25 protein-coding genes are annotated in these 20,074 nt (G+C 47.5%); 1 reads left to right on the forward strand and 24 read right to left on the reverse strand.

The genetic code is table 11. From position 1 onward, the window contains the following. Positions 1-4 precede the first annotated feature (4 nt). The 24 genes from ACR0QN_RS01205 to ACR0QN_RS01320 form a co-directional block, all read right to left on the reverse strand. The gene (locus ACR0QN_RS01205) at positions 5-484 is read right to left on the reverse strand and encodes a divergent PAP2 family protein (RefSeq protein ID WP_432649357.1); all 480 of its coding nucleotides are present in this window, start codon (positions 482-484) and stop codon (positions 5-7) included. Positions 485-507: 23 nt separating this feature from the next. Continuing rightward, the gene (locus tag ACR0QN_RS01210; RefSeq protein WP_432649358.1) at positions 508-1,392 is read right to left on the reverse strand and encodes a polyprenyl synthetase family protein; all 885 of its coding nucleotides are present in this window, start codon (positions 1,390-1,392) and stop codon (positions 508-510) included. Next, positions 1,392-1,577 (reverse strand): exodeoxyribonuclease VII small subunit, encoded by a 186-nt coding sequence (gene xseB, locus ACR0QN_RS01215; RefSeq protein WP_432649359.1) that lies wholly within the window; start codon positions 1,575-1,577, stop codon positions 1,392-1,394. The genes ACR0QN_RS01210 and xseB overlap by 1 nt, the downstream gene beginning before the upstream one ends. A gap of 14 nt (positions 1,578-1,591) precedes the next feature. Next, positions 1,592-2,779, reverse strand: a complete 1,188-nt coding sequence (xseA, locus tag ACR0QN_RS01220) for an exodeoxyribonuclease VII large subunit (protein ID WP_432649360.1) — start codon at positions 2,777-2,779, stop codon at positions 1,592-1,594. Next, positions 2,776-3,729 carry a peptidase M22 gene (locus ACR0QN_RS01225; RefSeq protein ID WP_432649361.1) on the reverse strand — a complete coding sequence of 318 codons (954 nt, stop codon included), beginning with the start codon at positions 3,727-3,729 and terminating at the stop codon, positions 2,776-2,778. The genes xseA and ACR0QN_RS01225 overlap by 4 nt, the downstream gene beginning before the upstream one ends. Further along, positions 3,729-4,181, reverse strand: a complete 453-nt coding sequence (gene nusB / locus ACR0QN_RS01230; RefSeq protein WP_432649362.1) for a transcription antitermination factor NusB — start codon at positions 4,179-4,181, stop codon at positions 3,729-3,731. Before nusB ends, ACR0QN_RS01225 begins: the two co-directional genes overlap by 1 nt. A gap of 180 nt (positions 4,182-4,361) precedes the next feature. Then, positions 4,362-4,943, reverse strand: a complete 582-nt coding sequence (locus tag ACR0QN_RS01235; RefSeq protein WP_432649363.1) for a SpoIIIAH-like family protein — start codon at positions 4,941-4,943, stop codon at positions 4,362-4,364. Between the two features lie 25 nt (positions 4,944-4,968). Continuing rightward, positions 4,969-5,490, reverse strand: coding sequence for a hypothetical protein (locus ACR0QN_RS01240; RefSeq protein WP_432649364.1), 522 nt, complete (start codon positions 5,488-5,490; stop codon positions 4,969-4,971). Continuing rightward, positions 5,477-5,962: a hypothetical protein gene (locus tag ACR0QN_RS01245; protein ID WP_432649365.1), complete on the reverse strand. Its 486-nt coding sequence runs from the start codon at positions 5,960-5,962 to the stop codon at positions 5,477-5,479. The genes ACR0QN_RS01240 and ACR0QN_RS01245 overlap by 14 nt, the downstream gene beginning before the upstream one ends. Positions 5,963-5,975: 13 nt before the next feature. After that, positions 5,976-7,118, reverse strand: a complete 1,143-nt coding sequence (locus ACR0QN_RS01250; protein ID WP_432649366.1) for a stage III sporulation protein AE — start codon at positions 7,116-7,118, stop codon at positions 5,976-5,978. Positions 7,119-7,129: 11 nt separating this feature from the next. After that, complete coding sequence (locus ACR0QN_RS01255) at positions 7,130-7,525, reverse strand: SpoIIIAC/SpoIIIAD family protein (protein ID WP_432649367.1); 396 nt, start codon at positions 7,523-7,525, stop codon at positions 7,130-7,132. Positions 7,526-7,527: 2 nt separating this feature from the next. After that, entirely contained in the window at positions 7,528-7,722 is a 195-nt protein-coding gene (gene spoIIIAC, locus ACR0QN_RS01260; protein ID WP_432649368.1) for a stage III sporulation protein AC, read from the reverse strand. 30 nt (positions 7,723-7,752) lie between these two features. Beyond that, positions 7,753-8,274: a stage III sporulation protein AB gene (locus tag ACR0QN_RS01265; protein WP_432649369.1), complete on the reverse strand. Its 522-nt coding sequence runs from the start codon at positions 8,272-8,274 to the stop codon at positions 7,753-7,755. Then, a complete protein-coding gene (locus tag ACR0QN_RS01270) occupies positions 8,274-9,194 on the reverse strand; it encodes a hypothetical protein (protein WP_432649370.1) in 921 nt (306 codons plus the stop codon). The genes ACR0QN_RS01265 and ACR0QN_RS01270 overlap by 1 nt, the downstream gene beginning before the upstream one ends. Positions 9,195-9,474: 280 nt before the next feature. Continuing rightward, entirely contained in the window at positions 9,475-10,488 is a 1,014-nt protein-coding gene (locus ACR0QN_RS01275; RefSeq protein ID WP_432649371.1) for an NAD(P)H-dependent glycerol-3-phosphate dehydrogenase, read from the reverse strand. An 18-nt stretch (positions 10,489-10,506) separates the two neighbouring features. Continuing rightward, complete coding sequence (plsY, locus tag ACR0QN_RS01280) at positions 10,507-11,214, reverse strand: glycerol-3-phosphate 1-O-acyltransferase PlsY (protein ID WP_432649372.1); 708 nt, start codon at positions 11,212-11,214, stop codon at positions 10,507-10,509. 188 nt (positions 11,215-11,402) lie between these two features. Next, complete coding sequence (gene der, locus ACR0QN_RS01285) at positions 11,403-12,731, reverse strand: ribosome biogenesis GTPase Der (protein WP_432649373.1); 1,329 nt, start codon at positions 12,729-12,731, stop codon at positions 11,403-11,405. 30 nt (positions 12,732-12,761) lie between these two features. Continuing rightward, positions 12,762-14,075, reverse strand: coding sequence for a DUF512 domain-containing protein (locus ACR0QN_RS01290; protein WP_432649374.1), 1,314 nt, complete (start codon positions 14,073-14,075; stop codon positions 12,762-12,764). 74 nt (positions 14,076-14,149) lie between these two features. Further along, positions 14,150-14,332, reverse strand: a complete 183-nt coding sequence (gene rpmF, locus ACR0QN_RS01295) for a 50S ribosomal protein L32 (protein WP_178724691.1) — start codon at positions 14,330-14,332, stop codon at positions 14,150-14,152. A 100-nt stretch (positions 14,333-14,432) separates the two neighbouring features. Further along, positions 14,433-14,876, reverse strand: a complete 444-nt coding sequence (locus ACR0QN_RS01300) for a YceD family protein (RefSeq protein WP_432649375.1) — start codon at positions 14,874-14,876, stop codon at positions 14,433-14,435. Between the two features lie 85 nt (positions 14,877-14,961). After that, on the reverse strand, positions 14,962-15,372 hold the full coding sequence (locus tag ACR0QN_RS01305; protein ID WP_432649376.1) for a hypothetical protein: 411 nt from the start codon (positions 15,370-15,372) through the stop codon (positions 14,962-14,964). 153 nt (positions 15,373-15,525) lie between these two features. Next, entirely contained in the window at positions 15,526-16,866 is a 1,341-nt protein-coding gene (locus ACR0QN_RS01310; protein ID WP_432649377.1) for a glucose-6-phosphate isomerase, read from the reverse strand. A 143-nt stretch (positions 16,867-17,009) separates the two neighbouring features. Next, positions 17,010-18,164 carry a D-alanyl-D-alanine carboxypeptidase family protein gene (locus ACR0QN_RS01315; RefSeq protein WP_432649378.1) on the reverse strand — a complete coding sequence of 385 codons (1,155 nt, stop codon included), beginning with the start codon at positions 18,162-18,164 and terminating at the stop codon, positions 17,010-17,012. A gap of 116 nt (positions 18,165-18,280) precedes the next feature. After that, positions 18,281-18,511 carry an HPr family phosphocarrier protein gene (locus tag ACR0QN_RS01320; protein ID WP_432649379.1) on the reverse strand — a complete coding sequence of 77 codons (231 nt, stop codon included), beginning with the start codon at positions 18,509-18,511 and terminating at the stop codon, positions 18,281-18,283. Positions 18,512-18,734: 223 nt separating this feature from the next. Between ACR0QN_RS01320 and mtaB the strand changes: the two genes are divergently transcribed. Continuing rightward, entirely contained in the window at positions 18,735-20,063 is a 1,329-nt protein-coding gene (gene mtaB, locus ACR0QN_RS01325) for a tRNA (N(6)-L-threonylcarbamoyladenosine(37)-C(2))-methylthiotransferase MtaB (protein ID WP_432649380.1), read from the forward strand. The last annotated feature ends 11 nt before the right edge of the window (positions 20,064-20,074 follow it).

Here is a 20,074-nt window from a genome sequence, read left to right on the forward strand (position 1 = left end):
CTTATTATAATTTTATGGGCATAACAAATGCCAGGATTATTCCGAGTACGGCACCGCTTGCCACTTCAAAAGGATTATGTCCCAGATATTCCTTCATCACCGCAATGCTTGTATTGGCTGCCTGGGCGATATCCTCAAGGGGCTTGCCCGAAGAAGCAGGCTTGCTTTCAAGTATGCGGTTAATCCTGTTGATAGCCTTGGCGTGCTGTCCTGCGGCTCTGCGCACTCCCATTGCGTCATACATTGTTATGAGCGCAACGATACACATTATGGCAAACTGGGTGGAAGCCACGCCCTCGACACGGTAAACTCCCGCAGCCGCCGAACATACCATTGCCGAATGTGCGCTGGGCCACCCTCCTGCTCCGAAAAGCCTTTCAACGCTGAATTTCTTGTATTTTATAAGATTGATGATGGTTTTGAGAAGCTGAGCTATGCACCAGCCGAGAATGGAAGTTACAAGGATATAATTATAATACTCCATAATCAGATAACATTCCCTTTCCTTTAAAATTCCCTTTTGAGGAGATATGCAGTGAGCTGTGACAGGAAATCGCTGTCGGGTAAGCTTTTCGCTATATTGACTGCCTTCTCTGTTAGCTCCTCCGCCTTTTGCTTTGCCGCTTCAAGACCGAATACAGCAGGATATGTAGCCTTATTCAGTTCGGCGTCGCTGTGAACGGGCTTGCCGAGAAGCTTTTCGTCTGCGGTGATGTCAAGGATATCGTCAACTATCTGAAATGCAAGTCCCATAGCCTCGGCATATTCCTCTGCCTTTGGTATCATATCATACCTTTCTGCACAGATACAGCCCATTTCACAGGCGCATTTTATGAGAGCGCCCGTTTTCATAGAGTACATTTCAAGAAGCATCTGGGCGTCAAAGGGCTTGCCCACATTTTTAACGTCAATGGTCTGACCGCCGATCATACCGAGTATGCCCACCGCACGGGACAGGCATTTTATGAGCCTTACCCTTTGCTCATAAGAAATCTTTTCATCGGAGGCAATGACATCAAAGGCGTAGTTTTCAAGTGCGTCTCCGGCAAGGAGAGCGATGTCCTCGCCATACTGCTTATGGCAGGAAGGCTTTCCCCGTCTGAGATCATCGTTATCCATACAGGGCATATCGTCGTGGATAAGGGAAAAGGTGTGTATCATCTCAAGAGCGCAGGCGCAGTCAACTGCCTTTTCCTTCGCATTGCCGAGAATACGGGCAAACTCGGTGACGAGAACGGGTCTTATGCGCTTTCCGCCGGCTTCAAGGGAATACTCCATTGCCTCGGCGCAGACAAGCTGATTTGCGGCGTTTTCCTTTGTGTAAACGCTCATAATCTCCTTTAGTCTTCGGTTAATAAGCTGGGTGCGCTTTTCAAGAATTTCCTTCATCATCAAAGCTCCTCCGCACTTGTAACGGTCATTACAGCTTTTTCGGCTTCCTCAAGAAGCTTTTTGCATTTAGCAAGCTCATCTGCGCCGCTTTTGTACAGCTCGATGGCTTCTTCAAGAGGAACGTCCCCCTCGGAAAGCCTGCCGATTATCTCATCAACGTGTTTAACTGATTTTTCAAAGCTCATAAATTTTATCTCCTTTACCTGCCTACAATGGCACTTGCTTCGCTGTCCGCAAATTTCAGAGTTATCCTGTCCCCCTCGGAAAGCTCCTCTGCCGATTTGATAAGAGTTTTTTCCTTGTATACAAGACTGTAGCCCCTTGCCATTATTTTAAGGGGGCTTAGCGAGTCAAGTGCGGCGGCTCCCGAGGCGAATTTGCTCCGCTTTCTTTCAAGGCAGATGTTTATCGCTTCCACAAGCCTTTTTTCATTTGAAATAAGCCTTTCCTTCATAGCCGATATCGCCGCAGAGGGCGTGTAATTTTTAAGCTCCGACTCTATGGCAAGAAGCTCCTGCTTTTTACGTGCGATAACGGCTGAAAAGGCATTGTCGAGAGCCTTACTGTAAGAAGTCACAGCCGCCGCAAGTGCCGACATATCGGGAACTGCAAGCTCTGCCGCCGCAGATGGAGTGGGAGCACGAAGGTCAGAGGTGAAGTCGATAAGGGTGGTGTCCGTTTCGTGTCCTACTGCGGATATGACGGGGGTGTTCATAGAAAAAACGGTTCGGGCTATCTTTTCGCTGTTAAATGCAGACAGATCTTCGTATGAACCGCCGCCTCTGCCGCAGATAATAACGTCACAGCCGCTTTTATCCGCAAATTCAAGCGCTTCGCATACCGAGTCAACGGCATATTCTCCCTGCACAACACAGGGGAAAATCACAGCCTCGCATATGGGATAACGCCTGCCTAAAATGTTAAGTATATCCCTGAGAGCGGCTCCGCCCTTTGCGGTAACTATTCCCACACGTTCGGGGAATTTCGGAACGGGCTTTTTATATATGGGGTCAAAAAGTCCCTCGGCGGCAAGCTTTTCTTTTAGCTGCTCAAAGGCAAGATACTGTGCACCTATGCCGTCGGGCTGGATATCGGTCACGTAAAGCTGATATACTCCGTCACGCTCGAACACCTGCAGGCTGCCCATAACGATAACGTTCATACCGCTCTGGGGCATAAACTTCAAGGCGCTCGCATAGCTGCTAAACATTACCGCCTTGACAGAGGACTGCCCGTCCTTTAGGGTGAAATAGAAATGACCCGTTCGCATATGGTGGGTAAAGCCCGATATTTCGCCCTTGACAAGAAGTCCTCTCAGCTTGCTGTCCTCTTTGAGCTTGAAGGACATATATCTGTTGAGCTGTGATACGGTCAATATGCTGCTCATTTTATCTGCCTTTCGTAAGTATAATACGCATACAGCGCAATGCCTGCGGCGTTGTCGCAGGAAAATTCGGGGGCGGAGAAATAAACATTATCAAGCTTCTGTGATAAAAGCTTTCCGATATATCCGTTTGACATAACTCCCCCCGCAAAAATAACGGGGAGCTTTCCGTACACCCCATAGGCATATTCGGTCATTTCATACACCGAGGAAAAGACTGCATTAAGGATATATCTTGCGGTGTTTTCGGGGGTCTCGCCGCTTCGGAGCATTGCCTGCGCCTTGTTTTCAAAGCCCGAAAGACAGCAGGAACCGTTTTTTATCACGGCCCTCGCCTTAATGCTTTTATCCGCCTTTTGAGCTATTTTTTCAAGTGCGGCTCCGCAGGGAAAATCAAGCCCAAGCATAAGCCCTGTGCGGTCGATAAGCTGTCCTGCTTTCAGATCAAGTGAGGAAGCGGTCTCGGTGACCTTGATAAGCTCCTTTTCATCAGGCTCGCAGTAAAGGCAGTCCGTTGTTCCGCCGCTTACGTGAAAGGCGATGAATGGCGCATTTATCATAGAAAGCCTGTCCGCCGAATACAAAGCGGCAAGGATATGCCCTATCTGGTGTGAGGTCTTATAAATGGGAATTCGGCTCACCGCTCCGATACTTTCCCCAAGCCCCTCTCCGCATAAGAAACAGGGCATATATGAACCCTCGATATTACGTGGTCTGAATGACGCTCCTACAGCGGTGATACCGGTGTTTTCGCCAAGCTCCGAAAAAAGTCCCGTTACTATCTCGGGGAGCTGCTTTGTATGCTGAAACACGGCGTCGCTCTGGCGAAGTCCCGCTTCTCCGCTTTTTACGGAAAGAAGCTTTTTATGTGACAGCATTTTTCTGCTTTCGCTGTCAAAAACCGCCGCCGAGGTGGTGTAATTGCTGGTGTCAAGCCCTAAGAAAAGCGGCATTATTCCTCGTCTCCCCGGGACTTTTCGGGAATGTTCTTTTCGGGTATTTTTCCGCTGCGTGAGAATGAGCCGAGAACGCCGTTTACAAACTGCTTGTCTGTATCAAAGGCATACTTTTCTGTAAGCACAACAGCCTCGCTTATGGCAACGCTTGTGGGAACTGTCTCCTCATAGAGGCACTCATATATGGCAAGTCTTAAAACCGCAAGGCTCACCTTGCCTATCCTGTTTACCTTACGCTTTTCGCTGTATTCGGAGATGATACTGTCAAGCTCCTCGGCTTTTTCGGTAACTGCCTTGAAGATACGGCAGACCTCATCGTTGAAATCATACTCGTCTGCGTCCTTTGCGGAGTCGATTATCTCATCGCAGCTGTCGTCCCTGAACATCTTTTCAAAAATAAGCAGAAATGCAGCTTCTCTTATATGACTTCTCTTTAATGCTTTACCCATATTTTAAATATCCTTTCCCGTAATCAGATGTGATTATGTAACATACGCCCTAAAGCCTGTGAGAATACCGATTTTTTTTCGGTACTCTACAGGCTTGTTCTTACATTCGGCGCTTTACTATGCAAAAGCGGCAAATATATTCACTATTTTTATTATATCACATCTTTGAGAAATACACAACTACTTAACTTCAAAAATTCTGATATTTTCCGCAGGAATTGTCACCTCTGTTAACAAAATGTCCTTTATCTGTGCTGCTTCATCGGCGGCAAGCCCCTCGGAACGGACAACTATGCTTGCTGTCTCCCCATCAAGATATACAACGCAGTCCTCAAAGCCCTGTGCCTTGATGAGTGATTCGATCTTGCTTTCGCTTTCGGAAAGCTGGGAGAGGTTTACAGCCTCCATTGTGTATGCCGCATTTTCTTCCTCCGTAAGGTCTCCGCCGCCGAGTATTGCCGAAAGGGTCTGTACGGCATCGTCACGGGAGGTCATTCTCGAAAGTCTTGCCTGGGCAAAGTAATCCGATGAGTCCACCTCGGCGGAGACATCCTTTACCTCCTCGGGGCTTTCGGAATTCACAAAGGCTGCTTCGCCGTAGTTCACTCTGGCATTCTCGGCAGATGAGATATCTGCATCTGCCGCGATCTCCTCGCCCACCTCGGAAAATACATAGTTCATATAAACCGCTATTCCAAGTACAAGGGTAAGACCTGCAAGTATTATCTGCTTTTTTCCGATGATAAGATTTGGTTTGCGCATAAGTTTTTCCTCCGTTTTAAAAAATTTATTCCATAGCTGTAACGTATATCCTGCTTGAGGGAATGTCAAGGACTGCTGTGAGCGTGCGGTATATCTCCTCACGCACCCTGTCCGACTTTCCGCCCTCGCAGACTGCCGCAACACCTGTTATTACAGGCGTATTGACCTGCTTTAAAAGCGCCTCCTCTCCTTTTTCGGTTCTGACTGTCACGTACTCGTTTTCCTTTTTGTCGCCGTTTACGCTTTCAGCCTGTGCATATATGTACTCCTCGGTGGAGCTGACTGTTATCATCACCTTTACCTCCCCCACCCCGTCTATGGCGGAAAGAAGCTCTTCAAGCCGCCGCTCCGTGTCCGCACAATAGTCTGTCCACACGCTTTCTTCGGGCGTTTCGGGGACGCTCTCTTTCTGTACCTCATCTTCCTTACCTCCGCTAAATAATATCATCATCATTCCTGCAATGCCCAGGAATGCAGCTATTGTCATTGCTTTTTTGCTGCTTGTGAGCCTGCTGCATATACCTTTCAGCTTTTCAAGAAGTTCCATTGTCCTTATCCTCCGTTTTTACGATTATGAGCGACTTTTCAACTCCAAGTGCCTCCGCCGCCAGCATTGCAGCTCCTTCACTGTCCGAACCTTCCGGGAGAATGATCTCTGCTCCAATAATAGATATGCTGCCATCAGCGGAATTATTTATATCTACGGATATTTTTAACGGGAAAATTTCCTTCTCCGCCAGCGCCTGTCCAAGATTATCGCTGATATTTTCGCTTATGAGCCTGTCCGTCTGCTCATTGTATATGTACGAATAATCCTCGGGGGTACTTTCGGAGATCTGGGACATTTCAAGGTCAAATTCACCGTCCGCAAAGGGTGTGACGATAACCAGGATAAGGATAAGAGAAAAAATTATATTCATCTGACGTGAAAATTTTTCCGAGGGGGTCATATTGCTTATTACGGAAAATAATATCCCAAGCACACACGCCGATGCCGACATCTGACAGAGCATATCCATAAAGCTTTCCCTCCTATGCATTTACAGTCCCGAGACCTGCCGCCATAAGTATGACGGTGGATATCACAAACATCACCCCGAAACAGGCAAGTATTGCGGCTGTCAGAGACATAACCGAAGCTGCGCCTTTGAAAAATGTCCCAAGCTCCTTTACCCCGAACATTTCCGCAGCCGCCTCCCCTGCGGTCATAGCAAGATAAAGGCAGAGGGTCTCGAGGACGGGTGGCAGAAGTGTCACGCAGAGAGCGATTATCCCAAAAGCTCCTGCCGCTCCCCTGAGAAGCCCCAGACCCGAGCGCATTGTGGAATATGCGTCCGCTACAGCACTTCCCACCACGGGGACAAAGTTTGACACCACAAATTTTGCCGCTTTTACGCCGAGAGTGTCCGCCGAAGCTCCCACGATGGACTGAATGGACAGAAGCCCCGTAAAAACGGTCATTCCAAAACCGAGAAGAAGTGTTGTCATCTTTTTCATAAGCCCCGTCACCGATGACAGGCTGAATGTGGGGTTTACTGCGTCGATGATATTCATTGCCATACAGACGGATATGACGGGCATAAGCATATCCGAGGCGATCTTTACGGCTGCTTCGGCAATGAGCAGGACTATGGCATTGTAGCTGAGCGACGAGGCGGCGTTTCCTGCGGCGGCGGATATGCCCGCAAAGACGGGCACATAGCAGAGCATAAATTCGCTGCCGCTTTTAAGTGTGGCGGCGGCATTTTTTATGCAGCTTTCCATTGAGGGAACGGTAAGTATTATGGCTGTCATTACGGTTATTGTTCTGTAAAGCCCGGTGCTGCCTTTATTTCCAATTGAGTCTGCCGCCGCTCCCGAGGCGGCTCCCAGAATTATGACCGACAGGACTATCCCGAACAGTCTTACGGGAGCGGCGGCGCTGTATTTAAGCTTTTCCCACATATAGGAAATTACGGTCTTTGGAGTGAGCTTTGTTATGCTGTCGGGGTCATCGGGGGAAATGCCCTTATCCCTCAGAAAGCTTTCGGCATCATAGGGCAAGGCTTCGGATATTTCGTTTATGCCGTATTCCTCTGCAAGTTCGCCCAGGGATATCTCTTCGGCGGATACCGAGAAGGAACACAGCAGGACGGCAAGTGCCGCTGTTATTATGGCAAGTATTAGCTTTTTCATTTTATTTTCCTTTAGTATATTAGTTCCAGCGCAAGCTGTGCTGTCTTTTCAAAAAGCGGGAGCGAGATAAGGAGCAGAGCGGTCTTGCCTGCCATTTCCGACTGTACCGCAAGAGTGCCTTCGCCGCTGTCACGGCAGATATCCGAAGCAAGCTGGGTGAGATAGCATATGCCCAGGGCTTTCAGCATTATGGTAAGGTAGGCTTCATCGGCGGAAATTCTGCTGTACATATCCTCTATCCGCTCTATTACGGGAACGAGACTGCCGATAACAACTGCGGCAATACCTACGGCAAGGGCTGTTTTTATCAGAACGCCGTACTCCTTTGCTGTACTGTCGAACACACGGCACATTACGGCGGCGAATATGCACGCCCCTGCTATTATTATAAGCTTATCCCCTGCCATAGCTATATACCGAAGGTCTCACGGACGGTCTCGAACAGCTCGCCTATCTCGCTTATCATAAGCATAAGCACCACCACAAGCCCTGCAAGGGTCGTCATAAGCGCCTGCTCGTCACGCTCTGCCTTTTTAAGCAGAATGTTCAGCACCGACACGATTATCCCTACCCCTGCCACCTTGAAAATAAGCTCGATATCCATTGCTTTACCGTTCCTTTCGTTATTAACGCATTATACAACTATTACTGCTATGAATGCGCCTGCCACCGCTCCAAGCGCTCTGTACAGCTTTCCTTTGGCAAGATACTGCTCCTTTGCTTCAGCAATGAGCCTGTCCGTTTCCTCGCAGAGTATGGTGAGGGCGGAAAGCTGACCATCGCAGTCGCAGGAGCCGAGTATTTTTCCTGTTCTTGATAATACGGAAACACCCTCGGTGGTAAGGTCGCCTGTATTTTCGGATAATGCCCTTCCCCATATCTCGTCAAAGGTGACAAGTCCGCTTTCAAAGCAGTCATCGGAATATTTTTTTAAAGGCGAAATAAATTTTAGTCCCGACAGTTCCCTGTCCTCGGACAGACGGCGGACTATTTCGGAGACCTCAAGGGCTTCGTAGCGTATCATAAGCCGTAAGGACTCAAGCATTATCCGAACCTGCTTTAATGCGCTGACCCTGGCTTTCAGCCCCTCTGCCGCAAGAGAGCCTGTCATTACCGATGTTATGAGCAGAAGGAGCGTTCCTATGAGCTTTATCATTATTCACCACCGCTTTCTTTAAGCATTATAATCTCCTCGGACTTGAATATCCGCTTTATTTGCCTGTCCTCCGTTATGGCAACAAAGTCAAAGGCTTTGCAGGCGATAAGAGGATATACGCTGCTGTCAATGATCTCCCTCACGCTGCCGCTGTGCATTGTGGCGGCTATCTTTACTCCGCTTATCCACGCCTGCCTAAGCGCAGAGATATCGCTGTCTGAGCCTATCTCGTCGCAGATTATCATTCTCGGGGACATTACACGTATGGCTGTCAGTATCCCGTCGGTTTTGGAAAAGCCGCTGAAAACATCGGTATTTGCTCCCACGTGATTATTCGCATTTCCGCCGCTGACAGAGGCTATCTCGAAACGCTCGTCCACAAGGGAGACGGGGTACTTGTCCCCCACCTGACGGCAGAGGTCCCGGAGTATGGTGGTCTTGCCCGAGCAGGGGGCGCCGAATATGAGGACGCTTTTTAGTCCGTTCTTCATAACACTCCGGGCTATTTCATCTGCCGCTCCACGCATCTCTCCTGCTATGCGGAAATTTATGCCGTTTATGTATTTGAGGTTTTCTATATTTCCCGAGGGAGAGTAGACTGCTGTGCCACATAGTCCTGCTCTGTGACCGCCTGCTACGGTGACAAAGCCGTTGTTTATCTGGCTCTGGCAGCTATGCACCGAATAGCGGCAAACTGCTTCAAACGTGTGTCTGATATCCTCCATTGTGATACGCAGGGCTTTGTCCGCTGAGGTGGTATATGCGCCGTTTTCTGTGAGATAGATGTACTGGTCGGGAAGAGTAATACTGAGGGGTGCTCCCGAACGGAGCCTTATCTCGCTGATGTTTCCTCTTACTTCGGTGAGGGCTTTTGCGATACGGGGACTGAAATATCTGAGAACATTTGAAACTGCCGTCATTTTTATATCATTCCTTTCCTTTGTTTGTACATTCTATTCGGCTGCGGAATGTTTTATGCTTGAGGTTAAAAAATAAGCGTATCGTTCACAGGGTGGAGGGGTGAACGATACGCTTGGCACTTTTGTGCTGATTATATGATTTTGTTCGGTGGATTTTGGTTATTTGTACGAAATTGAATTTATATGATACTTTTGTTCTTTTTGATATTGACAAATTGGTACAGATGTGCTATTATATATAACAAAGCCGCTTTTGAACTCAAGCGGCTTTGAAAAAAATTTATTTCAGATCGTAAAGAGATATCTCGCTCTCCTGGCGCTTGGGTCTTGCCATAAGCTCACGTATTGCGTCTCGGGGGCTTGCTCCGTTATAAAGCACGTTGTAGCACTTTTCGGTTATGGGCAGACATATACCGCATTTTCTCGACAGCTCATATGCTGCTTTGGTGCAGAAATAGCCTTCCACTGTTCCCACCTGCTTTACTGCTTCATCGGGGGAAACGCCCTGTCCGATAAGTATTCCCGCACGCCTGTTGCGGCTGTGCATACTGGTGCAGGTAACGATAAGATCGCCTATTCCCGAAAGTCCCGCAAAGGTCTCCTGCTTGCCGCCGAGAGCCATTCCCAGACGGGTTATCTCCCATATTCCACGGGTCATAAGGGCTGCCTTTGTGTTGTCGCCAAAGCCCATTCCGTCGCATATTCCTGCGCAGAGGGCGATGACATTTTTAAGCGCTCCGCCTATCTCGCAGCCGATAACATCATCGTTATTGTAAATTCTGAGGGTACTGTTTGACATTACGCTCTGGACATATTCCGCCTGTGAGGGTATTTCGGATGCGGCTATTACGGTGGTAGGCATTCCGATTGCCACCTCTTCGGCGTGGGAGGGTCCTGTGAGAACTACTATTTTCTTGCCCGTTTCCTCGAAAATAACCTGACTTATGAATTTAAGTGAGCCGCCTTCAAGTCCTTTTCCCGTATTCACAAGGACGGTTTTTTCGTCGATATATGGAGCAACTTCCGTTGCCACAGACCTTACGAAATTTACGGGTATTCCGAATATCACAAGGTCCTTGCCTTTTGCTTCGGAAATATCGTCGGTGAGCCTTATTTTTTCGCTTATCTTTACTCCGGGGAGCTTGGCTTTGTTTTCGCCGTCACGTCTGATATCGTCAAGCTCGGCGGGGAATTTTGACCAAACGGTAACGTCGTGTCCCATACCGTTCAGCATTACCGCAAGGCTGAGTCCGAAACCGCCTGAGCCGAGAACCATTATATTTGCTTTATCCATTGACATATCCTCCTTGATTTATTTCACTTCGTCCGAGTCGTTCATTACGCCGTCCGCCTTTTTCTTGCTGCCGAATTTATTCTCGGTGCCGTTTTTCAGGCGCTGGATATTAGAGCGGTGCATATAGATAAGAAGCAGGCTGGTGCAGAGCACAAGTCCTGTGTGGAGAAGCGCTCTGGGCGCTCCCACGTCATAGATAAAGTAGTGAACGAAAAATGTGATGATGGGATATACTGCTGCCGCAAGTATGGAGCCTAAGGAAACATATTTTGATATTGCCACAACTATGGCAAAGAAAGGAATAACTATGCAGAAGGTTATGGGGTCTATCACAAGCAGTATCGAGCAGGAAACAAGCACTCCTTTGCCGCCTTTGAAGCCGTAATAGAGTGGAAAGATGTGTCCGAGAATGGAGAAAAGTCCCGATATGTAGCCGATCGTGCGCCTGTCGATGAAATAGGCGCTTTCAAAATCGGCTCCTAAGAGAAGCTTTGCGATATAGATGGAGACAAATGCGGCGATTACGCCCTTGGCAAGGTCTCCGATAAGGGTTATGAGTGCGGGTATTTTGCCGTAGCAGCGAAGGGTATTCGTAAGTCCTGCATTTTTACTGCCGTGCTCACGGATATCCTCGTGCTTTAAAAGCTTTACGGTTATGATTGCGCTGTTGCAGCTTCCCAGAAGATAGGAAATGACCGCTGTTATCAGCAATGTGACTATCAACATTTATAATCAACCTCTTAATCAGGGGTTCTCGTTTAAACCGGGACTCGAGCAAATTTTCGTCCATGACTTTATTCAGCTGCTAGGCAACAAACCGCAGTAATACTTTATGTATTACAAGGTTTGTTAACGACGCAGATGAATAAAGTCATAGAAAATTTGCCGAGAAGGAGGTTTAAACGAGGTTCCCTTTATTTTGTATCGCTGTTATCTCGTTCTCTGATAACAAAGCGGACGGGTGTGCCTGTAAGTCCGAAGGTCTGACGGATCTGGTTTTCGATATATCGCTGATAGGAGAAATGGAAAAGATCCGCACGGTTTACAAATATCACGAACGTGGGGGGCTTGGTGGACGCCTGTGTCATATAGTAAATTTTCAGCCTTCTGCCCTTGTCGGAGGGGGGCTGAACTCTTGTGGTGGCATAGGAAAGCACATCGTTTAACATTCCTGTAGTTATTCTCATACTGTTCTGGGAATTTACGCTGTTTATAAGGGGAAAAAGCTTGTCGATACGCTGACCTGTTTTTGCGGAGATGAAAATAAATGGTACATAGGACATAAAGCTGAATTTTTCCTTCAGGTCGTTTGTGAACTCGTCCATTGTGTTTGAGTCTTTTTCAACGGCGTCCCACTTGTTTACGGCTACAATACAAGCCTTGCCCTGCTCGTGGGCATAGCCTGCCACCTTGGAGTCCTGATCCGTAAAGCCCACAAGTGCGTCGATAACGATAACGCATACATCGGAGCGGTCTACCGCCATATAGGCTCGGAGAACGCTGTAATGCTCGATCTTTTCCGTTACCTTGGACTTTCTGCGTATGCCTGCGGTGTCAATGAACACGTATTTGCCGTTTTCATTTTCTATGACGGTATCGGTCGCATCACGGGTGGTGCCTGCGATATCCGATACTATCACACGCTCCTCCCCTGCGATGCGGTTGATAAGTGAGGATTTTCCCACGTTGGGCTTGCCGATGACTGCTACCTTGATATATTCATCGTCATATTCGTCGGTATCATCATCGGGGAAATACTTGAACACCTCGTCAAGAAGGTCTCCCGAGCCGTGACCGTGCTGGGCGGAAACGGGAAAGGGGTCTCCCACGCCTAAGTTATAAAATTCATAGAACTCAGGGGGCGGCTCACCGATACTGTCGCATTTATTTACGGCAAGAATGATGGGCTTTCCGCTTTTTTGAAGCATTGAAGCCACTTCATAGTCATCTGCCGTAACGCCGCAGCGGATATCGGTGAGGAACACGATAACGTCCGCTTTTTCTATGGCGACCTGCGCCTGACGTCTCATCTGAGCGAGGATAACATCGTCGCTGGCAGGCTCTATTCCTCCCGTGTCGACTATCATAAATTCCCTGTTGCGCCACTCGCACTTTGAATAAATGCGGTCACGGGTAACGCCGGGAGTGTCCTCAACAATGGAAAGGCGCTTGCCTGTAAGCTTATTGAAAAGGGTGGATTTTCCCACGTTGGGACGACCCACTATTGCAAGAATAGGCAGCATTTTATTACCTTCTTTCTTATCGAATTTGATCTATCTTCCGAGAATGGCATCAAGCAGCGAGCCGCCGTCGTTTTCGGCAAAACGGAGCTTAACGCCAAGCTTTTTTTCCACATCTGAAATGGTATAATCGTCAAGGAACAGGTCTCCGTCGTGGATTATCATTGATTTTGACAGAAGAAGCTCTGTTCCCAGTTCTTTGCCCTCAAGCTGGGATATGATGTCCCCTGCTGTGAGAAGCCCTGTGACGGTTATTGTTTCTCCGAAAAAGTGATTTATTATTTTATAAACTTTGCACCTAAGACCGAATTTTTTCTCGGCTGCCGCTGCAAGCTCCGATATCATATCATAGGCTGCCGCACCTGTGGCGATGGATATGTCACGGTTTATGTTTTCATATTTTTCCGCTTCGAGTGCGTCCTCCCTGTTCAGGGCGGCGAAAAATTCATCGTAAAGGGAACGCATCATTCCCACGCCGTTTTCATACTGAGGGTATTCCTCGTAAAAATCTGATTCGGGAAGGGGGCGTTCTGCTTTCAGATAAAACTCGTCCGAGGGGAAAACGAGACGGGTACCGTATTCGGATAAGAATTTCTGCTGAAATTCCTCGATAATGTCGATAGTCCTGCCTGCGCCCTCTTTGTCAAACATTGTAAGGGGGTATAGTCCCTCTCTGAATTTGGTAAGTCCTACGGGGACAATTGCCACGCTGCTGATGTTCGGCATTAAGCTGCCGAGATCTGTAAGTGTTCTGCGAAGCTCGTCACCGTCATTCAGCCCCGGGCAGAGGACTATCTGACAGTTCATTGAAATGCCTGCCTCGGAAAGCTGACGGAGATAGTCTATCTTCTCCCCTGCAAAGCGGTTGTTCATCATTTTGCAGCGAAGCTCGGGATTGGTGGTATGCACGGAAATGTTGATATTCAGCTTCATTTCGATAATGCGGTCTATGTCCTCCTGCTTTAAATTGGTAAGAGTGACATAATTTCCCAGCAGAAATGACAGACGGGCGTCATCATCCTTGAAATATAGAGTTTGTCTCATTCCCTCGGGCATCTGGTCGATAAAGCAGAAAACGCATTTATTGCAGCAGCTCTGCTTTTTGTCCATAAGAAAGGTATTAAATTCAAGTCCAAGGTCGTCATACTCGCTCTTGCGTATTTTAAGCATAAGGTGCTTTTTGTCACGCTTTAAGAGCAGGGTGACGGTATTTTCCGAGGAGTAGTACATATAATCAAGCACATCGGATATCTTATGGCCGTTTATGGCTTCAAGGATATCGCCGCTTTTTATACCGCATTTTGCAGCGGGAGAATTGGCTGTTACGCCCGTAATTTCAGCAGACATAGTACCTCCGCAATTATCACTTTAAGAAAAAAGCAGAGAAGGATCGCTCCTGCTCTGCTTTTTGAGGAAACAAATCACGCTTCCTTCTTAATTACCTCAACGCCCTTGTAATATCCGCAGTTCTTGCAAACCTTGTGAGGAGCGGTAAGCTCGCCGCAGTGTGAGCATCTTGAAAAAGCGGGGGTGTCCAGCTTCCAGACAGCGGAACGTCTCTTGTCACGTCTTGCCTTGGATACTTTTCTCTTTGGTACTGCCATTATTCAGCACCTCCTTAACATTTAAGATAATCAAATTCCTGACAGCCCGATTTGACCCGACATATTTGCGAATATGTCAAACAGTCATCAGGCATTTCTGTTATTCACAGTTACAGTCGGAAATGTTCAGATCCGCACCGCACTTAGGACACAATCCCTTGCAGTCCTCTTTGCAGAGCAGCTTTGTCGGCATCTGCAGCAGAATGTCGTTTACTGCAAGCTCGTCCAGATCAAGCTTGTCATTTTCGGTAACTACATATTCGTCGTTGTCGCTGTTAAGGCTTCTGACAAGAATATGCTCGAAATCAAATGACTGGCTTCGTTCAAACTTGCTGAGACATCTGTCACATTCGGCGCTTATTGTAAACTTGGCGGTGTAGCTGAGTGTTACCACGCCTGCACGGTTATACACCACGCCTTTCAGACTTACAGGACCGATAAAGCTATAACCACGTATTTCATCCAGCCTTTCACGGGAAAGCTCGCAACAGATATCCTGTTTCTCGCCGATTATCTCGTAAAGCTGCTTTAAGCCTATAACCATAATACGCTCCTGCACCAACACACAAGCTATATTATAACATATTCAAAAGGATATGTCAATAGCCTGCAGAAATTTTTTTCAGAAATTACTTGATAGCGTACTTTGTAACGCTCTCGGGAAGATCTGCCTTGTCAGCGGATACTGTAAATACAACATTTACATCGCTGCCTGTGAGCTTGTCGATCTTTGCAAGGAGTGCACCGAGAGCTTCGTAATCTGCTCCGCCGATCTTGAGGATAGAATCAACAAAGATATCCTTGATATCATAGTTTCCTGCAAGAAGGCCTGCAACGAGACCAAAGAATGCCTCAAAGGAATAGATGCAGTTTACGTCGGTATCAACAATTCTTACGCTGTGACCGATATCATATCTGAGCTTATCGCTCTTATCAATGCAGACAACATAGCCGTCGGTGTTCTGGGAAGCTGCATTGATCATATCAATGAGTATCTTAGTCTTACCTGAGCCCTTATTACCTGTAATAATCTTTACCATAATAACTCCATTCTCAGCGGCGGAAAATTATTTTGCGGAATATCGGTGCAAGACCCCCGGAGCGCCGCTGTGCAGCTCCGGGTGCTGACAGGATGATCCCGTCAAAGCGCCATATTCCTTATATCATCACCCTTTATAAGGGTAGAAGCCTTTTTATCTGCCGAGCTTTGCTTCAAGAGCCGATTTCTGATCCTCATATCCGGGCTTTCCCAGAAGTGCGAACATATTCTTCTTGTAGCTTTCAACGCCGGGCTGATTGAAGGGATTGATGCCAAGCATATAGCCGCTTACGGCACAAGCCTTCTCGAAGAAATATACCATATAACCGAAGCTCTTTTCGGTGGTGTCCTCAAGCTCGAGAACGATGTTGGGAACGCCGCCCTCGGTATGTGCAAGGATAGTGCCCTCGAATGCACATCTGTTTACTACGGACATATTCTGGTTTGTGAGGAAGTTCAGTCCGTCAAGGTTCTGAGCGTCGTCCTCGAGGAAGAAGTCCTGCTTGGGCTTCTTTATATCAACAACAGTCTCAAACATTACTCTTGAGCCGTCCTGAATGAACTGACCCATAGAGTGAAGGTCGGTGGAGAAGATGCAGGAAGAGGGGTAAATGCCTCTGTTGTCCTTGCCCTCGCTCTCACCGAAGAGCTGCTTGAACCATTCTGCCATCATTGCGAAAGAGGGGTCATATGCCTCAAGTATCTCGATGGACTTGCCCTTTCTGTAGAGGATATTTCTGATAGCTGCGTACTTATAGCAGTCGTTATTATCAAAGCCTGCTTTAAGCTCCTCTCTTGCCTGAGCTGCGCCTGCCATTACGGCGTCGATATCGCAGCCCGAAACTGCAATGGGAAGAAGTCCTACTGCGGTGAGGACGGAATATCTGCCTCCTACGTCGTCGGCGATAACGAAGGTCTCATAGTCCTCCTTGTCGGAAAGCTCCTTGAGGGTTCCTCTTGCCTTGTCGGTGGTGGCGAAAATTCTTTCCTTTGCGCCCTCCTTGCCGTACTTCTTTTCAACGAGTTCTCTGAATACTCTGAATGCAAGAGCGGGCTCGGTGGTTGTTCCCGATTTGGAAATAACATTTACCGAGATATCCTTGCCCTCACAGATGGAAAGAATCTCATTCAGGTATGTGGGGGAAATATTGTTGCCCACATAGTAGATGTCGGGTGTGTCCTTCTTAAGGTTATTGTAAAGAGGCGACTTCATAAGCTCGATAGCTGCTCTTGCGCCCAGATAGGAACCGCCGATGCCGATAACGATAAGGATATCGGAATTTGACTGTATCTTCTTTGCGGCAGCCTTGATCCTTGCAAACTCGTCCTTGTCATAGTTTACGGGGAGGTCGAGCCAGCCCAGGAAGTCGTTTCCTGCGCCTGTTCTTTCCTCAAGAGTCTTTGCAGCAAGCTCAGCCTGAGCCTTGACTGCTTCCATCTCGTGGGGAGCGATATAGCCTTCAAGATATTTGGTATTAAGTTTAAAAGGTGCCATTGTTTGTATCCTCCTAAAAATTCACATTTCTCTCCAAATGTGACAATCAATCCATATACAAATATTATATTACTATATTTTCAGAGAATTTGCAAGATTTTTTGGCAACATTAACTCAATTATCGAAAAATTAGTTGATTTAACTAAAATTCAGTGATATATTTCAGCATATCTGACAATACGCTAAGAACACTTTTTTTCGGGATATCCTCCGCTGCTCTGAGCTGTACGGTCTTTAATAGCCTGTCTTTGCAGTAAAATCTCAGCTCGCCTATCTTGTCGCCCCGTCCGACGGGAGCATACACGAAGGAAGGCAGGATGATACGGGCTTCCACAGCGTCTTCCGAACCTTTGCTTATGAGAGCGTTTCCCGTCTGTTCTGCAGATATGGAGACCTCTGTGCCGCAGCCGTTTTTCACCTTTACAGCATCGGGCATATCCTCGGGGATATCAAGGGAAATGACCGTATAGCCACCGAAACCTATGTCAAGAAGCTCCTTTGCAAGTCCTAAGGCTCTGTCCTCGTCCCTGCAGTCCATTACGGCGCAGACAAGAGAAAATCCGTCACGGCAGGCGCCTTCGGCGGCAAAATATCCCGATGAAGGTCCTGTGCCGCATTTGAAGCCTACTGAGCCTTTGTATCTGTGTCCCATAGGATTTGAGGTCACAAGCTGAACCTTGCCGTCCTTGATATCCTCAAGCCTTGTGACAAATATTTCCGTAAGTTCCTCGTGCTTTGAAAGCTCGCATAGGAGCAGGGCGGCGTCATAGGCGGTGGTATGCTGGCTGCCGTCGTCATAGTAGCCCGTACATTCGGTGAACAGGGTGTTTTTCATACCAAGTTCCGCCGCCCGTGCGTTCATAAGCTCGGTGAATTTCTCCTCGGTGCCGCCTATTTTTTCGGCAATAACGCAGGCGGCATCATTGGCATTTCCGATGATAACGCCCTTTAACAGCTCAGACAGAGTTGATTTTTCCCCGGGCATAAGCCAAATCTGTGCGCCCTGCTTGGAATTGGCATTCTCGCTTGCGGTGATGACCGTATCAAAGGTAAGCTCTCCCCTGTCCATCGCCTCAGCGGCCAGCAGGACGGTCATAAGCTTATTGAAGGAACCCATCTGCACAGGCACATCGCCGTTTTTCTCACGAATGACCGTTTTCGTATAAGGCTCCATCAGGACATAGCTTTCCTTATAGTCCCTCACAGGCTTATCCTCGGCGGATATTTCCGATGTGCAGGTCATTATCATTACAATGCCTAAAAATATTGCGGAAGCTTTTGTAAATGCTTTTTTCATTCTATCACCCGTACATTCTATGCCGATGACGGGATAATTAGGACAAACATCTATGCATAAGAAAACGGCTGCCCCGAAGCAAACGGGACAGCCGCCATAGACTTAAGTTATAGAACTCATTCTACAATGAACTGCTTGATGTTCTCAAAAAATTCGGAAGCGTCATCTGTGTGAGCCTCAAGAGTGATGGGCTTGGAAAGATCGAGGCTGAAAATACCCATAATAGACTTAGCATCTACAGCGTATCTTCCGGAAAGGAGATCAACGTCGTAATCGCACAGAGAAACCTCGGAAACAAAGTTCTTAACATCATTGATAGTTGCAAGCATAATAGTAGTCTTTTTCATAACAACCCATCCTTTCGTGGTGTTCATTAAATTAGGTTTGTCCCTGAGAAAACCGCCTGATTTTTCTTTACTTGCAGTTTCCTTAGTATTAAGAATAGCAGTTTTTTCCGATTAAGTCAAGAGGATTTGCAATTTTTTTTATTTTATTGTATAATAGCATATAGTTAAAAAAAACTGAAAGGTTTTAAGTGTACAAATTGCACAACTTTTTGCGGAGGATTTTATGTATATTCACTTTATGACCTTCGGCTGCAAGGTCAACACCTACGAAACTGCCTGTATGACTGCAGCTTTTGAAGCCGAGGGTTTTACAACAACTCTCGAAAAAGATCTTGCGGATATTTTTGTGATAAACTCCTGCACAGTCACCTCCGAAAGCGACAGCAAGCTTCGGCAGACTTTAAGAGGTCTGAGACGTGACCACCCGCAGGCGGTCATTGTTCTCACAGGCTGCTTTCCTCAGGCATTTCCAGAGGAAGCCGCCGCCGAAAGCTGCGCCGATATCGTGACGGGAACAAAAAACAGGAGCGATATCGTCAGGCTTGTAAAAGAATATCTCGAGGACAGAGAGCGTGTCTGCGCCGTTGCGCCATATTCATCTCACGACAGCTTTGAAGCGATGTCCGCCGAACATCTTGAAGGGCATACCCGTGCTTTTATGAAGATACAGGACGGCTGCAATGCTTTCTGCACCTACTGCATAATCCCCTATTCAAGAGGCAGGATAAGGTCTAAGCCTCTTCCCGACATTGTTTCCGAAGCAGAAAGGCTTGCCGAAAACGGCTACAGAGAGATAGTCCTTGTGGGGATAAATCTTGCGTTTTACGGTGCGGAGCTTGGTTTGGGACTTGCAGACGCTGTAGAGGCTATAAGCGGTATAAAAGGCATTGACAGGATAAGGCTCGGGTCCCTTGAACCTGAGAGAATGACCGATGAGATCCTTCACAGGCTTGCGGCTGTACCCGAATTCTGTCCCTCATTTCATCTGTCGCTCCAAAGCGGCTGTGACAGGACGCTGAGGGCAATGAACAGGCGCTATACAGCAGATGAATATGCCGCACTTGTACAGCGTATACGGAGCATTTTTCCCGACTGTGGAATTACTGCGGACGTTATGGCGGGCTTTCCCGGAGAGACCGAGGAGGATCACAGGCAGTCGGTGGAATTTATCAGAAAAATCGGCTTTTCCGATATCCACGTTTTTCCATATTCACGAAGGAAAGGCACAAAAGCCGACCTTATGAAGGATCAGGTGCCGGGTGACATAAAAAAGCGGAGAGCAAGGGAACTTGCCGATGCGGGAGCCGAATGTCGGGGAAAATTCCTGCAAAGCCTTGTGGGAAAAGAGTTTCCCGTTCTTTTTGAGCGTGAAAAATCCGACGGCGTTCATCACGGATATGCGCCGAATTACGCTCATATAAAAATTTTAACAAAAAATTCAGAAAAAAGTTTGCGTAAAATGATTTTTTATGTTAAAATAGATAAGATAGGAGATAATTGCTGTTACGGTGAAATTATCCGGGACGGCGGCGATCTCGACACCAACATATGATAAAGGGGAGT

This window comes from Huintestinicola sp. (assembly GCF_050874005.1).
In the GTDB taxonomy this organism is placed as follows: Bacteria; Bacillota; Clostridia; order Oscillospirales; family Ruminococcaceae; genus Huintestinicola.

What these genes read in the sequence shown, in the direction of transcription:
- ACR0QN_RS01205 (WP_432649357.1), bottom strand. Translation starts at nt 484, where the DNA reads ATGGAGTATTATAATTATATCCTTGTAACTTCCATTCTCGGCTGGTGC.
- ACR0QN_RS01210 (WP_432649358.1), bottom strand. Translation starts at nt 1,392, where the DNA reads ATGATGAAGGAAATTCTTGAAAAGCGCACCCAGCTTATTAACCGAAGA.
- xseB (WP_432649359.1), bottom strand. Translation starts at nt 1,577, where the DNA reads ATGAGCTTTGAAAAATCAGTTAAACACGTTGATGAGATAATCGGCAGG.
- xseA (WP_432649360.1), bottom strand. Translation starts at nt 2,779, where the DNA reads ATGAGCAGCATATTGACCGTATCACAGCTCAACAGATATATGTCCTTC.
- ACR0QN_RS01225 (WP_432649361.1), bottom strand. Translation starts at nt 3,729, where the DNA reads ATGCCGCTTTTCTTAGGGCTTGACACCAGCAATTACACCACCTCGGCG.
- nusB (WP_432649362.1), bottom strand. Translation starts at nt 4,181, where the DNA reads ATGGGTAAAGCATTAAAGAGAAGTCATATAAGAGAAGCTGCATTTCTG.
- ACR0QN_RS01235 (WP_432649363.1), bottom strand. Translation starts at nt 4,943, where the DNA reads ATGCGCAAACCAAATCTTATCATCGGAAAAAAGCAGATAATACTTGCA.
- ACR0QN_RS01240 (WP_432649364.1), bottom strand. Translation starts at nt 5,490, where the DNA reads ATGGAACTTCTTGAAAAGCTGAAAGGTATATGCAGCAGGCTCACAAGC.
- ACR0QN_RS01245 (WP_432649365.1), bottom strand. Translation starts at nt 5,962, where the DNA reads ATGGATATGCTCTGTCAGATGTCGGCATCGGCGTGTGTGCTTGGGATA.
- ACR0QN_RS01250 (WP_432649366.1), bottom strand. Translation starts at nt 7,118, where the DNA reads ATGAAAAAGCTAATACTTGCCATAATAACAGCGGCACTTGCCGTCCTG.
- ACR0QN_RS01255 (WP_432649367.1), bottom strand. Translation starts at nt 7,525, where the DNA reads ATGGCAGGGGATAAGCTTATAATAATAGCAGGGGCGTGCATATTCGCC.
- spoIIIAC (WP_432649368.1), bottom strand. Translation starts at nt 7,722, where the DNA reads ATGGATATCGAGCTTATTTTCAAGGTGGCAGGGGTAGGGATAATCGTG.
- ACR0QN_RS01265 (WP_432649369.1), bottom strand. Translation starts at nt 8,274, where the DNA reads ATGATAAAGCTCATAGGAACGCTCCTTCTGCTCATAACATCGGTAATG.
- ACR0QN_RS01270 (WP_432649370.1), bottom strand. Translation starts at nt 9,194, where the DNA reads ATGACGGCAGTTTCAAATGTTCTCAGATATTTCAGTCCCCGTATCGCA.
- ACR0QN_RS01275 (WP_432649371.1), bottom strand. Translation starts at nt 10,488, where the DNA reads ATGGATAAAGCAAATATAATGGTTCTCGGCTCAGGCGGTTTCGGACTC.
- plsY (WP_432649372.1), bottom strand. Translation starts at nt 11,214, where the DNA reads ATGTTGATAGTCACATTGCTGATAACAGCGGTCATTTCCTATCTTCTG.
- der (WP_432649373.1), bottom strand. Translation starts at nt 12,731, where the DNA reads ATGCTGCCTATTCTTGCAATAGTGGGTCGTCCCAACGTGGGAAAATCC.
- ACR0QN_RS01290 (WP_432649374.1), bottom strand. Translation starts at nt 14,075, where the DNA reads ATGTCTGCTGAAATTACGGGCGTAACAGCCAATTCTCCCGCTGCAAAA.
- rpmF (WP_178724691.1), bottom strand. Translation starts at nt 14,332, where the DNA reads ATGGCAGTACCAAAGAGAAAAGTATCCAAGGCAAGACGTGACAAGAGA.
- ACR0QN_RS01300 (WP_432649375.1), bottom strand. Translation starts at nt 14,876, where the DNA reads ATGGTTATAGGCTTAAAGCAGCTTTACGAGATAATCGGCGAGAAACAG.
- ACR0QN_RS01305 (WP_432649376.1), bottom strand. Translation starts at nt 15,372, where the DNA reads ATGGTAAAGATTATTACAGGTAATAAGGGCTCAGGTAAGACTAAGATA.
- ACR0QN_RS01310 (WP_432649377.1), bottom strand. Translation starts at nt 16,866, where the DNA reads ATGGCACCTTTTAAACTTAATACCAAATATCTTGAAGGCTATATCGCT.
- ACR0QN_RS01315 (WP_432649378.1), bottom strand. Translation starts at nt 18,164, where the DNA reads ATGAAAAAAGCATTTACAAAAGCTTCCGCAATATTTTTAGGCATTGTA.
- ACR0QN_RS01320 (WP_432649379.1), bottom strand. Translation starts at nt 18,511, where the DNA reads ATGAAAAAGACTACTATTATGCTTGCAACTATCAATGATGTTAAGAAC.
- mtaB (WP_432649380.1), top strand. Translation starts at nt 18,735, where the DNA reads ATGTATATTCACTTTATGACCTTCGGCTGCAAGGTCAACACCTACGAA.